Source organism: Neorhizobium sp. SHOUNA12A, from assembly GCF_023006505.1.
Lineage (GTDB): Bacteria > Pseudomonadota > Alphaproteobacteria > Rhizobiales > Rhizobiaceae > Neorhizobium.
In genome coordinates this window covers 1-13,121 of sequence record NZ_JALBGV010000048.1, presented here as the reverse complement: position 1 = coordinate 13,121, position 13,121 = coordinate 1, and the positions used below count along the sequence as shown (strand labels likewise).

The following is a 13,121-nucleotide window of genomic DNA, read 5'->3' as shown; positions in this document are numbered from 1 at the left end:
ATCACGGCTAACATCGGGATATCGCGACCATGCTCAACGCACTTGCCGAGGAGTTTTCGCATGAGGCGCCCGTTGCGATCGAAGTGCTTCTGGTGAGGCTGGTCGGCGCGGCGTTTCTCTGTGGTCTGATCGGCCTTGAGCGCGAGTTGCGCAAGAATTCCGCCGGCCTGCGCACCAACATGCTGATCGGCCTCGCATCTGCCGTCTTCACGCTGGTCGGCCTGCAGATCATGCATGAGTTTGGCAACCAGCCCAATACGGTCCGGATCGACCCGATCCGTCTCATCGAGGCCGTCACCGCCGGAATTGCCTTCCTTGCCGCCGGCGTCGTTTCCAGATGCGCGGCGATGTAAAGGGCCTGACGACCGGCGCCAGCATGTGGCTGTCCGGTGCGATCGGGCTCTGCATCGGCCTCGGCATGTGGATCGTCGCAGTAGCCGCGACCAGCGCCGGCATCGTCATCCTGTGGCTGCTGCGCAAAACCGAGGTCGCAGTGGGCATGAAAGACGACGAATAACGGCTTAGCCGCAAAAGACGAATGCGGCTCAGCCCCCCGACCGTGGCGTCACCATCGACCGTATGCGGGTCGTCAGCAGCTCATAATCGTAAGGCTTGGTGATCAGCGCCGTCTGGCCGAGATCCTCCGATCCCGGCACGTTGCGGTCGCCGGTTGCAAAGATCACCGGCAGATCGGCAAGCGTTTCGCGTAATTTCAAGGCGAGCTGCAACCCGCTCATTTCCGGCAGATGCACATCGGTGACGAGGATGTCGATCGTCTGGGTGCTGCCCGCGGCAAGCGCTTCGGCCGCCGATCCCGCCTCGACCACAGTCATGCCGGCATCCTGCAGGAAATCCGCCGTCGAGATGCGGATCAGCGCTTCGTCCTCGACCAGTAGAACCGAGATCGGCAGATCCGGCGCCGATGGCTGCTCGACGGCCGGCTGAACCGAAGTTATTTCGGGAGGACTTTCGGGCAAGCGCGGCGACGGAGCCTGCCGACTCTGGTCGATCACCTGGCGGATTTTTCGGGCGAGCGCCTCCCGCGTATAGGGTTTGCTCAGCAGGTTCACCCCCGGATCGAGCCGCCCGCCATGGACGATCGAATTTTCGGTATAACCCGAGGTGAACAGTACACCGAGATGCGGCAGCCGCTCCTTGGCCCGCTTGGCGAGATCGCTGCTCTTCAACCGCCCCGGCATCACCACATCCGTGAACAGGCAGTCGATCGGCACGCCGCTTTCGACGATCGCAAGCCCGCTGTCGGCATCCTTGGCCCGCAGGACGCGATAACCGAGTTCGGCGAGCAGGCTGACGGTGATTTCCCGCACCGCTTCGTCGTCCTCGACGACAAGGATCGTCTCATCGCCGCCCAAGGCCGCACCACTGGCATTTTCGCCAACCAAATCCTCTTCCTCCATCGATCGCGGAAGATATATCCGCACGGTGGTGCCGTTGCCCGGCTCGCTGTAGATCCTGATATGGCCGCCCGACTGTTTGACGAAGCCATAGACCATCGACAGGCCAAGCCCTGTCCCCTTGCCTTCCGGCTTGGTGGTGAAGAAGGGATCGAAGACCTTGTCCAGAATGTCGGCCGTCATGCCCGTACCCGTATCGGTGACCGCCAGCATCACATATTTCCCGACCTCCATGTCGAACGCGTGCCGCGCATATTCGTCGTCGAGATAGACATTGCCGAGTTCGATCGTCAGCTTGCCCTGCCCGTTCATCGCATCGCGTGCATTGATGGCGAGATTGAGGAGGGCGTTCTCGACATTGCTCGGATCGACCAGCGTGTTCCACAACCCGCCGCCGACAATCGTGTCGATTTCGATCGCTTCGCCAAGACTGCGCCTCAGGAGATGATCCATCTCGCGGATCAGGCGGCTCAGGTTGATCACCTTCGGCGAAAGCGGCTGGCGGCGGCCGAAGGCGAGAAGCTGCGAGGCAAGCCGGGCGCCGCGCGAAGCCCCTGCAAGCGCACTGTTCAACCGCCTTTCAGCAACTTCACTGCCCGCGAATTCCCGCCCGAGAAGCTGGAGATTGCCGGTGATCACCTGCAGGAGATTGTTGAAATCGTGGGCAATGCCGCCGGCGAGATTGCCGATCGCCTCCATCTTCTGGCTTTGGCGAAGCACTTCCTGCGTCCGCTCGAGCTCGATCGTTCTCTCCTCGACCCGGTGGCCGAGGGTTTCGGCGAGGCTGGAAAGCTCCGATTCGGTCTGTTTCTGCTCGTCGATATCGGTGTTGGTGGCGACCCAGAGGGTGATCTCGCCCTCGGCATTCTTGATCGGTACCGCGCGACTGATGAACCAGCGATAGACGCCGTCGTGGCGGCGCAGGCGGATCTCCGTCTCAAGACGACCCCCGACGCGGATCGCTTCTCCCCAGGCCGCGGCGATCCGGGGCGAATCGTCCGGATGCAGCATTTCGGAGCGACGCTCCCTGTCGAAATAGAAGGATTCCAGGCCGCTATAGGTAAAGATCTGGTCGTTGCACCACTGCATCCGGCCATCCGGTGTCGCCGTCCACACATGCGTCGGCAATGACTGGGCAAGCGTCCGGAACCGGTCCTCGTTTTCGCGGGCAGCCTCCTGTGCGCGGCGAAGTTCCGTGACGTCCTGACCCTGCACGAAAATGCCGCTGACCATGCCGTCGCGATCACGGATCGGCTGGAAGACGAAATCGAGAAACCGCTCTTCCGGCTGAGCGCTTTCAGAGTGCTGGAGAACGACCCGCGCGCCATAGGCGCTATAGGGAGTACCCGTCCGGTAAACCTCGTCGAGCAGCTCGTAAAAACCCTGACCGTCGATGTCCGGCAGGGCCTCGCGCACCGTCTTGCCGATCAGATCCTCACGCCCAACGATCGCCCGGTAAGACCTGTTGACGATCGAGAAAACATGGCTCGGGCCGCGCAGCACCGCCATGAAGCCGGGCGCCTGCTCGAACAGCATGCGCAGATATTCCCGTTCCTCGCCGAGCGCGACATTCTCTCCCTGCACGGCATCGGCCCGGCGCATCAGGTCGGTGTGAACCTTCAAGCCGCCGTCGCTCGCGGACCGGCTGCGTAGCAGATGAAGTTCAGTCACATCCACCGTATGCTGCAGGATGAAGATCGGCTGCCCCGCCTCGTCCTTGATCGGCGTATGGGTGGCACTCCAATACCGATCCTCGAGCTCACCGTCGGGGCCCGGGATCGGATAGGGAATGAGCGGCAGGTGATCCACCTCACCAGTGGAAAGGACCTTGGCGAACGATTGGCGCAGAAGCCGGCCCGGGACCGACGCCGACTCGCTCGGAAACACATCGAACATGTTGCGGCCGAGAAGCTCTTGACGGCTACGCCCCGTCACCGCCAGATAAGCGTCGTTCATCCCGACAAGCCGCAACTCCCGGTCGAGGATGACATAGGGGTTGGGTGCGAGATTGAACAACTGATTCAGATCGATTTCGGAAAGCTCCGTCAGTCTGAACATGCGCCGTCCCTGATGCCAAATGCATCATCAGGTTATAGAGTTTCCGCGATTGTTGACAATTGAAATCAGGCCCGTCCCGGAAATCTCCCATGGGATTGTCGCGACCGCCAAAGGATACTCATGTCCCGGCTTGACGTCCGGTTTTGGCACCGGCCCTTGCGCGGATCATGCCGGATTACTTGATCCGGATACGCTGCTTTTCGATCGGTTGGACGAAGAGCCGGGCAACCTCTTCGGCCGGCATCGCCTTGCCGTAACGATAGCCCTGCCCCGCCTCGCAGCCCATCAGGCGAAGCGCCGCCTCCTGCTCCTCGGTCTCGATACCCTCGGCAATCGTCTTCAGCCCCAGTTCCTTGCTGAGCATGATCAGCGCCCGGGTGATGGCGGCGTCGCGCGGCTTGGTCAGGAGGTCCCGGACGAAGCCCATGTCGATCTTGAGCGTCGTCAGCGGATAGCGCTGCAGCGAACCGAGCGAAGCATAGCCCGTGCCGAAATCGTCGAAAGCAATGCCGACGCCGAGTTCGCTCAGCGCCTGAATCGACTCGAGCGACTGATCGTCGTCGTTGAGCGTGACCGTTTCGGTGATCTCGATCTCCAGGAGCCTCGGATCGAGGGCGTAGCGCGCGATCAGGTCGATGACGCTGCGCGCCAGATCGCCGGCCCGAACCTGCGCGGGAAACAGATTGATGCCCATCTTGATCGGCGGATAACCGGCTGCATTCCAGGCGGCCATCTGGCGACCGGCCTCGTCAAGCACCCATAAGCCGACGTCGAGCGCGATCGAACTCTGCTCCAGGGCCGGAAGGAAGGCAGCGGGCGGCAGGAGACCGCGTTCGGGATGCTGCCAGCGTATCAATGCTTCGACGCCGAACACCTCGCCGGTCTCGATGGTCACCTGCGGTTGATAATGCAGCACGAGCTCGTGCCTGTTCAAAGCCCGCAGCAATTCGTCCCGGAGCGTTCGCCTTGCCAGGGTCTCGTTGCGCATCGACTGTTCGAACATGCGCACGACGCGGCCGCCGGCCTGTTTGGCCCGATAGAGCGCGAAATCGGCGCTGGCGATCAGTTCCTCCGCATCCGAACCATGATTGGGAGCGAGCGAAAAACCGACGCTCGCCCCGACACGGAACGTGTGCCCGGCAACCTCGAACGGTATCTTGAAAGCCTCGATGACCGCATTTGCGGTCTTCTGGGCGACAAGGGGATCGCCTGTTCCGGGAATGAGAATGGCAAACTCGTCGCCGCCGAACCGGGATACGGTGACGTTACGGTCAAGAACCGCCGGCAATCTTACACCGATCGCCTGCAGCAGGGAGTCGCCGACGCCGTGCCCCAACCGATCGTTGACGTCCTTGAAGCCGTCAAGATCGAAGAGCAGCACGGCAAGCGGCCGCTTGCGCGCCAGTTCCTCGCGCAGAAGGTCCTCGAAACGAGGCCGATTGCATAGGCCAGTGAGCGTATCCTGGCTTGCCAGCCTCAGGAGCCGGACGTCGCGGTCGCGGCGTTCGGATATGTCTTTGATGATGGCGCCCACGCCGACGCCGCGCTGATCGTGCCAGATCGAAAGGGCCATCTCGATCGGAAACTCCGTACCATCCTTGCGGCGAGCCGACACCTCGACGGTCTTGCCCTTGAGTTTGGAATTGCCGCCCGCGGCCACGCGCGCGAGACCGGCATTGTGGGCCGCGCGGAATCGCTCCGGCACGATCATATCGAGCGAGCTGCCGATCATCTCCTCCCGTCCGAAACCGAACATGTCGAGCGCCGCCTGGTTGACGAATTCAATCCGGCCGGTGGGATCGACGGTAACCAGCGAAAGATCGGTCGCATTCGCAAAGTTGGCAGCCGTCGCCTGCGGTATGCCCTCGCGACGCAATTCCATGTGCTCCATGACCATGGCCGCAAGGCCCGCGAGCGTCCGCCTTTCCCGCTCGGAAAAGCTTTCGCGCACCTGCGTGTCGGCGATGCACAGCGCTCCGATCCGAAAACCGTCCGGCGAGACCAGCGGCGCTCCGGCGTAAAACCGGATGAAGGGTTCGCCGGTGACGATCGGCAGGCTGGAGAACCGCGCGTCGTGCCGCGCGTCGGACACCACGAGAACATCATCCGTGCGGATCGTGTGATCGCAAAAGGATTCGGATCGGTGGGTCTCCTCGATATCGAGACCGGAACAGGCTTTGAACCATTGCCGATCCTCTTCGATCAGCGTCACGAAAGCCATGCGCGTGGAAAAAAGCTCCGAGGCAAAACGGCAGATGCGATCAAAACGGTTTTCGGGCCCGGAACCCGCAATACGGTAACTTGCCAGAGCGTCGAGCCGTCTGCGCTCTGCAATATCGATGCTGTCGACGTGGGACATCTCTGCTCCGGAGGCGGGCGGTAGTACCGCACCATAGAAATCCATCCATTAGAGAAAGCATAACGAGGTGCCCCCAAGAAATGAATGGTGTTTGGCCGGGGCCTCACCCGTTTAACGGGATGGAAGAGAGCTTTTTCGACTTAAAATGAAAAACCTTCCGGATTTGCACCCGGAAGGTCGTTTCGATTAGGCACAGTGCCCGGAAATGGAACAACTTATAGGGGAAGGTAGTAACGGCCCCGCTCGTCGCGCTCCAGTCCCCTGGAGCGGAAGGTGTCGAGTTCGCGGACGACTTCGCGACCGTCGCGACTGCCGACCGCCGCCATCAGCTCCTCGAAATGCTTTGCGCCGTCCTTCAGAGCCGCTTCGAGCGAGGGGAAACGCTTGCCGGGATAGGACGGGGCCTGCGGCGTGACGAGCTCCCAGTTCTGGGCATGCTGCATCGGCCAGGTGAGATCGTAGCCGGCCTTGGCACCGGAACGGGAGCCGTGAAGCGACGGATCGAGCGGCGACAGCCGAACACCGGTTGCGATCACCAGATCCCGGTCGGCCTGGAAACGGGTGCCGAACGCCCATTCCATCTGGCTGTCGTCGAAAATGTCGATATCCGGATCGACGACGAAGACGTTCTTGACGCCGACGGCGCCGAGAACGGCGTAGAGCGCCGAACGGGCCTCGCCGGGGTAGGTCTGGCGGATCGAGAAGCGCATGCTCATCGACCCACCGGCGGCGACCGGCGCGTAGACGGCAACCGGCTGGCGCACCACATCGCCGAGCGTCTTCCAGACATTCATCTCCATGCGCAGCGCCTCGAGGTTGGACGTATCGGTGAAGTCCATGCGATTGCCGGAGATGGTCGCCGTCTGGAACAGCGCATCCTTGCGGTGGGTGATCGCGGTCACATGGAAGACCGGGTTGGTCTTCACGACGCCGTAGTAGCCGAGATATTCGCCGTAGGGCCCCTCCTTCTCCACGTAACCGCGCTCGTCGAAATAGCCTTCGATGACCATTTCCGCGTCGGCCGGGACCATGATGTCGCTGGTGACGCATTTGACGACCGGCAGCGGCGCCCCGCGCAGGGAGGAGATCAGTTCCAGTTCGTCGACCGGCTCCTTCATGGTGGCCGACACCATGTCGATCGGATGGCAGCCGACCACATAGGCAACGTTCAGCCGCTCGCCCCGCTCGGAAGCGGCCATGTACATGACGCGCAGGTCGCTCGGCGCGATCAGGTCGACGCCCGCTTCCTTTGGGCCGCGCAGCATCAGCCGGCGCATGCCGCAATTGTAACGGCCGTCCTTCGGGTCGATCGTGTAGTCGATCGTCGCGGAAATGTAGGGCGCGCCATCGAGCGCGTGCTGCACGTGGACCGGCAGCTTGAGGAGGTCGGCGTCATTGCCGGACAGCACGACCTGCTGCACGGGCGCTTCGCCGCCGGAAAGCTTCACCAGTTCCGGCCTCAGCGACAGGCGGCGGCGCATCTCGAGCGCCACCTCGCCGGCCGGCACGCCGAAAGCCTTGGCGAGACGGGAACGGCTTCCGACCACGTTGCCGACCAGTTGCTGGCCTTCCGGACCGGCGTTCTTGAACCACACGGCCTTCGGGTTGTTCTGCAAAATGGCCGCGACATCGGCCAGATTGACCTTCTCCTCACGGATATCGAGCTCGTCCGCGCTCAGGCTCTCGACGAAATTCTTCAACCGGAAACGGTCGAGATCAAGTGCGGCGGCGGATTGAGTTGTCGTATTGACGGTCATTTTGTCCTCTCCCGAAAACGCGTTTCTGCGTGGGATGTTTTCTAGCCAGAACAGTTGATTAAATCAAATATAATTATACAATGTTGTATCAGGTCGCATCGGGGAGGTGTGATCGGCCAGCGTCGACTGCAAGACCAGGTCATCCATGGGAGGGAATTCATGCAGACTATCACGCGTCGTTTCGTGCTTGCCGCATCGGTCGCCGTTGCCGGCTGCGCCTTCGGGCTTTCGCCGGCCGCGGCCCAGGCGAATTACCCAAATCAGACCATCAGCATGATCTGTGCGTTCCCGGCGGGCAGCGGCGCCGACGTGATCGTCCGCTTTTTCGCCGAAAAGATCGCCAAGGTTTCGGGTGCCACCATCATCGTCGAAAACAAGCCGGGCGCCGGCGGCAATATTGCCGGCCAGTACGTCACGCGCGCAAAGCCGGACGGCTATACGATCTTCTTCCATACCGGCAGCGCCGTCGCCGGCAACATGCACATGTTCAAGACGCCGCCCTTCGACGTGGTAAAGGACCTGCAGGTCGCGGCAACCGTCAACAAGCAGCCACACATGATCGCCGTTCCGGTATCGAGCCCGATCAAGACCATGAAGGAACTGACCGAATACCTGAAGAAGGAAGGCTCCAACGCGAGCTATGCCATCAACAACACCTCAGGCAAGGTTCTCGCCGCCATCTACAAGCAGGAAGCCGGCCTCGACACGGTCGAAGTCGCCTACAAGAGCAGCGCCGATTCGATGAACGACATTTTGAGCGGCGCCATGGCCTTTGCCGCCCAGGATCCGGTCTTCTCCCTGTCGCAGCTTCGCGAAGGCCGCTACCGCCTGCTGGCGGTCAGTTCCGCCAAGCGCATTCCGGGCGCTCCCGACGTTCCGACCATGACGGAATCCGGCTACCCGATGGACCAGGTCGGCTGGTTCGCGATGATGGTCCCCTCGGCGACACCGAAGGATATCGTCGACAAGATCAATGGCTGGACCAGGCAGGTTCTCGCCCAGGAAGACGTCAAGAAATTCGTGACCGACCAGGGCGGCGACGTGTTCGTCTCGACACCGGAAGAAGGCCAGGAATACCTGAAAAATGAAGTCGCGGCCTGGGCCGACTACGTCAAAATCGCCAATATCCCGCAACAGTGAAGAATCGGGCCTCCGGCTCCACCCTGTCGGCCCCCACGGCACCGCTTCCGACCTGCGCGGGCACCCGCCCGCGTTTTCACACCGGACATAAGAAACCACGCAAAACTATATGTTTTTTAGGTCACGACGGTTTCCGCCGTTGGACGCCGCATCCGCGCTCATGCTAGAACCAGTTTAAGGACAGGCTGTCAGGTTTCATATGCACAAGGGAATGGGGTTCCTCCTGCAGACGATCGGCTTCGGATAAGCATCATGGCTTCCAAGACGTTCGCCGAAAAGAAGGATGACTATATTCAGTCTTTCTTGAGCCGTCGGTTTTCAGCCGCGGAAGTCTATTTTATTGCGACCATCTGCGTGCTGGTTGCGTTTGCGCTGCGCTTCTCGCTGCACGGCGTTCTTGACGACAAGGCGCCCTTCACATTCTTCATTCCGCCGATCCTCGTTGCCGCCCTTATCGGCGGCATGCGGGCCTCGCTTTTCACCGTGCTGCTTTCTGTTCTGGCAGCCTACGTGATCAAGGAGCTGACGCCGCGGGGGGCCAATTTCACGGAAATGGCGATGATCGGCATCGTCGGCGTGGTGATCGCGCTGCTCGGCGAAATACTTCACTCTGCCCGCAAGGCGATCGGAAAAGCCCAGGCAAAAGCCGACTCCCGCGAAGCGCATCTTCGCTCCGTGCTCGACACGGTTCTCGATGCCAGCATCGTCAGCACAAGGGACGGCACGATCGTCTCCTTCAATGCCGCAGCAATCCGCCAGTTCGGCTATAGCGAGGATGAGGTGGTCGGCCAGAACCTGCGCATGCTGATGCCGGAACCCTACCACCGCGAACACGACGGCTACATGGAAAGGTATCTGAGGACTGGTGAAAGGCGGATCATCGGCATGGACCGCGTGGTCGTCGGACGACGCAAGGACGGCTCGACCTTCCCGATGAAGCTTGCAGTCGGAGAGACCCATACCGGCGGGGAAACCTTCTTCACCGGCTTCGTGCGGGACCTGACCGAACGCGAGGAATCGGCTGCACGCCTGCAGGAGATCCAGGGAGAGCTTGCCCGCCTCGCCCGCCTCAATGAAATGGGCGAAATGGCATCCACCCTTGCCCACGAACTGAACCAGCCGCTCTCGGCGATTGCCAATTATGTGCACGGCTGCGCGCGCCTTCTGCGCGACATGGACGAAGCCGTCGCGGTGCGCATGCGCGAAGCGTTGGAAGAGACGGCACATCAATCGCTCCGGGCCGGCCAGATCATAAAGCATCTCAGGGAATTCGTGACCAAGGGCGAGACGGAAAAGGCGCCGGAGAACATCCGCCGTCTGGTCGAGGAAGCCGGCGCTCTGGCGTTGGTCGGCTCGCGCGAAAAAGGCGTCCGTGCGATCTTCGAATTCGCGCAAGGGCCGGAAATGGTCACCGTCGACCGCATCCAGGTTCAGCAGGTGCTCACCAACCTGATGCGCAACGCCATCGAGGCGATGCGCGACAGCCAGCGGCGGGAACTGGTCATCCGCACGCTCCAGGAAAACGAAGACATGATCCAGGTGATCGTCCAGGATACCGGCCCCGGCATTCCCGAAGAGATCGCCGGCCAGCTTTTCAAACCCTTCATCACCACCAAGGCCGGCGGCATGGGGATAGGGCTTTCGATTTCCAAGCGCATCGTCGAAGCGCATGGCGGCGAGATGACGGTGACGCGCAACGCGGCCGGAGGAGCGACGTTCCGTTTCACACTCCCGATCGACAAGGAGGAACGCGAAAATGCAGACGGGTGACTACACGATCCATATCGTCGACGACGAAGAGCCGGTCAGAAAGTCCCTCGCCTTCATGCTGACCATGAATGGCTTTGCCGTGCGCATGCATGAAACCGCCTCGTCTTTCCTGCAGTTCGCGCCGAGCGTCAGGAACGGTGTTTTGGTCACCGACCTCAGGATGCCGGACATGACCGGCGTCGAGCTGATCCGCAAGCTGACCTCCAGCCGCGCCGGCATTCCGTCGATCGTCATCACCGGCCATGGCGACGTGCCGATGGCAGTGGAGGCGATGAAGGCGGGCGCCATCGACTTCATCGAAAAACCTTTTGGGGACACGGTCATCATCGAAGCGATCCAGCGGGCCGCCGAGCTGCTGTCGGACAAAACGCTCGATACCGACGACCTGGCCGAGGTTCAGACACGGCTTGAAAGCCTGAGCGATCGGGAGAGGCAGGTGTTGGCCGCCGTGGTTGCCGGTCTGCCGAACAAGTCGATCGCCTACGATCTCGACATAAGCCCTCGCACCGTCGAGGTGCATCGCGCCAACGTCATGAGCAAGATGAAGGCGAAAAGCTTGCCACAGCTCGTTCGCATGGCAATGGCTGCCGGTTTCGGTCCCAATTGATGGCCCCTAAAATTTATTGAAACTTTCTTGATCTATCGCAAAGCGCAGGCCCCCCCGCAGGCACTAGATGTCTCCCTTCAGCAGCTCTCCGGCTGCCCCACCCGCGCGGGAAATTCGGTGTTATCACAAGCGAGAACCATAATTGTCATCGCGCCCGATCTCGGTCTCAGGCAGTCGTTGACATTCGCACTGGAGGTGGAGGGCTATCACGTTGAGGCTCACGAATCCTGGCGCAAGGGCACCATCACCGCCGGCCAGACGCTTTGCATGATCATCGACGATCAGGTGCTGCGTGCTTCGAGCGACGCGCTGCAGCGTCTGCTCCAGTCGGGCGAGGCCGTGATCCTGCTCACCGACGGCATGTCTCCGTCCATCGAAGACGAGCTCGGCCCGATCCAGAGCCTCACCAAACCGTTCAACGGGGCCGATCTCCTGGGTCTCGTCAAGGACCTTGCGCTGACAGCCTGAGCCGCGTTGGCTGCCGTTTTCCCGCCTGCCCTACGTAAATCCCCCTAGTGATACAACCCAATTTTCCCCCTGCACGTCTTCTGGCATCTTGAGACTACAGCAAGGGGAGACGTGAAGATGCACACCGCAGCCGCTCATGCCACGAAATTGGAGCTCACCAAGAGCCAGATCGTGATCGCACCCCAGACCGCGGGTCTCTTCCGGGCCAATTCTGTGACGACCTTCAATGCCGGCGCGGAAATCTATGCCCCCGGCGACAAGGCAGGAACATTCTATCACGTCGAATTCGGTGCCGTGCGGATCCACCGCCTGTTGTCGGACGGAAGGAGGCAGGTCATTGCCTTCCATCTGGCCGGAGAAACTTTCGGGTTCGAGGCTGACCGGACCCATAGTTTCTTCGCCGAAGCCATCGCTCCGACCGGGCTGCGCCCCATCAGCCGCGCCGCCAACGACCAGGCCTTGCCGGAACTGCTTTCTCTGGCGCTGCGCGGCATGCTGCGCGCCCAGGAACATATCATGATGATCGGCCGCCAGACGGCGGTGGAACGGATTGCCGGTTTTCTCGTCGACATGGCGGAACGCCAGGGCGGGCTCGAACATTTCGACATACCCATGACCCGGCTTGATATAGCCGACTATTTAGGCCTGACGATCGAAACGGTGTCGCGCGTTTTCGCAAAACTCCGTACGGCTGGCCTTATCAAACTGCGGAGCATTCGTTGCATCGAAATCAAAAAGCACGAAGCACTCCGCAGCCTCTGCGCATGACAGTGAATGAAAGTGCATAGCAGTGCATGAGCGGACGGTGGCGGCCGTCCGCTGACCATGGAAGTGCATATCTCCTCAATTTCGTAACATCCTCCCTCACTGCTAAGCGGCAGGTCATCGTCCCCCGGCGACCTGCCGCAAAGTCGTGCCTGCCGACCGGCAGACACCTGAGCATCACTCCCGCGCCACTTCCAATTCATCGAGCAAAGCGCGCATATGCCGGACGATCTCGCTGCTCGTCTCATGGGAAACAGGCGCCTGGAAACCGAAGGCAATCGCACGTTCGTCCTTGCTTTCGACAGGCCGCCGGCAGGAGCTGTGGACCTCGTGCACGCCGGTTTCGCGCACCACCCGTTCGACGGTCGTCAGATTGATGCCGCCGCCGGGCATGATCGACACCCTGTCTGCCGCCCGCTCGACAAGCATCTTCAACATCTCGACGCCGTCAGGGCCGCTGACTTTGAGGCCGGAGGTCAGGACACGCTCGACGCAGAGATCGATCGCCTGTTCGAGTGCTTCAAACGGATCGGGCACCAGATCGAAGGCGCGGTGAAGCGTTACGCCCAACCCTTGCGCATGCGTCATCAGCCGCTTGAGCACGGCCATGTCGAGCGTCATGTCCGGGCGGCTTGCGCCGATCACGACACCCGCAAGCCCCGCCGCCCGCACCCCATCGATATCGGCCATCATCGCCGCCTCGTTGTCGGCGTCGTAGACGAAACTGCCGGCGCGGGGCCGGATGATCGCGTAGACCGGGATCGGCGCCTTGGCGGCAAGCG

At 61.5% G+C, this 13,121-nt stretch carries 11 protein-coding genes; 7 read left to right on the top strand and 4 right to left on the bottom strand.

Annotated elements, in window-relative coordinates; genetic code table 11:
• Positions 1–29: 29 nt before the first annotated feature.
• Positions 30–353 (top strand): MgtC/SapB family protein, encoded by a 324-nt coding sequence (locus MOV63_RS20260; protein WP_309500842.1) that lies wholly within the window; start codon positions 30–32, stop codon positions 351–353.
• Entirely contained in the window at positions 338–517 is a 180-nt protein-coding gene (locus MOV63_RS32860) for an MgtC/SapB family protein (RefSeq protein WP_309500841.1), read from the top strand. The genes MOV63_RS20260 and MOV63_RS32860 overlap by 16 nt, the downstream gene beginning before the upstream one ends.
• 28 nt (positions 518–545) lie before the next feature.
• On the opposite strand, the gene MOV63_RS20255 is transcribed toward MOV63_RS32860, so the two are convergent.
• From MOV63_RS20255 to MOV63_RS20245, 3 genes are all read right to left on the bottom strand, one after another.
• On the bottom strand, positions 546–3,473 hold the full coding sequence (locus tag MOV63_RS20255) for a PAS domain-containing protein (protein ID WP_247036258.1): 2,928 nt from the start codon (positions 3,471–3,473) through the stop codon (positions 546–548).
• Between the two features lie 175 nt (positions 3,474–3,648).
• Positions 3,649–5,832, bottom strand: a complete 2,184-nt coding sequence (locus tag MOV63_RS20250; protein WP_247036251.1) for a bifunctional diguanylate cyclase/phosphodiesterase — start codon at positions 5,830–5,832, stop codon at positions 3,649–3,651.
• A gap of 215 nt (positions 5,833–6,047) precedes the next feature.
• The gene (locus tag MOV63_RS20245) at positions 6,048–7,589 is read right to left on the bottom strand and encodes a UbiD family decarboxylase (protein WP_247036250.1); all 1,542 of its coding nucleotides are present in this window, start codon (positions 7,587–7,589) and stop codon (positions 6,048–6,050) included.
• A 159-nt stretch (positions 7,590–7,748) separates the two neighbouring features.
• Here MOV63_RS20245 and MOV63_RS20240 point away from each other — a divergent pair, with 159 nt between their 5' ends.
• The 5 genes from MOV63_RS20240 to MOV63_RS20220 all read left to right on the top strand — a co-directional run bounded on the left by MOV63_RS20240 (position 7,749) and on the right by MOV63_RS20220 (position 12,342).
• On the top strand, positions 7,749–8,729 hold the full coding sequence (locus tag MOV63_RS20240) for a tripartite tricarboxylate transporter substrate binding protein (RefSeq protein ID WP_247036248.1): 981 nt from the start codon (positions 7,749–7,751) through the stop codon (positions 8,727–8,729).
• A gap of 252 nt (positions 8,730–8,981) precedes the next feature.
• Complete coding sequence (locus MOV63_RS20235; RefSeq protein ID WP_038543626.1) at positions 8,982–10,499, top strand: PAS domain-containing sensor histidine kinase; 1,518 nt, start codon at positions 8,982–8,984, stop codon at positions 10,497–10,499.
• The gene (fixJ, locus tag MOV63_RS20230) at positions 10,486–11,106 is read left to right on the top strand and encodes a response regulator FixJ (RefSeq protein ID WP_038543629.1); all 621 of its coding nucleotides are present in this window, start codon (positions 10,486–10,488) and stop codon (positions 11,104–11,106) included. The genes MOV63_RS20235 and fixJ overlap by 14 nt, the downstream gene beginning before the upstream one ends.
• A gap of 117 nt (positions 11,107–11,223) precedes the next feature.
• Complete coding sequence (locus tag MOV63_RS20225; RefSeq protein WP_038549318.1) at positions 11,224–11,574, top strand: hypothetical protein; 351 nt, start codon at positions 11,224–11,226, stop codon at positions 11,572–11,574.
• Positions 11,575–11,691: 117 nt separating this feature from the next.
• Positions 11,692–12,342 (top strand): helix-turn-helix domain-containing protein, encoded by a 651-nt coding sequence (locus MOV63_RS20220; protein WP_247036246.1) that lies wholly within the window; start codon positions 11,692–11,694, stop codon positions 12,340–12,342.
• A 174-nt stretch (positions 12,343–12,516) separates the two neighbouring features.
• Here the strand turns inward: MOV63_RS20220 and MOV63_RS20215 are convergent.
• Positions 12,517–13,121: copper homeostasis protein CutC (locus MOV63_RS20215; RefSeq protein WP_247036244.1), on the bottom strand; the 605-nt coding region annotated here is incomplete at its 5' end.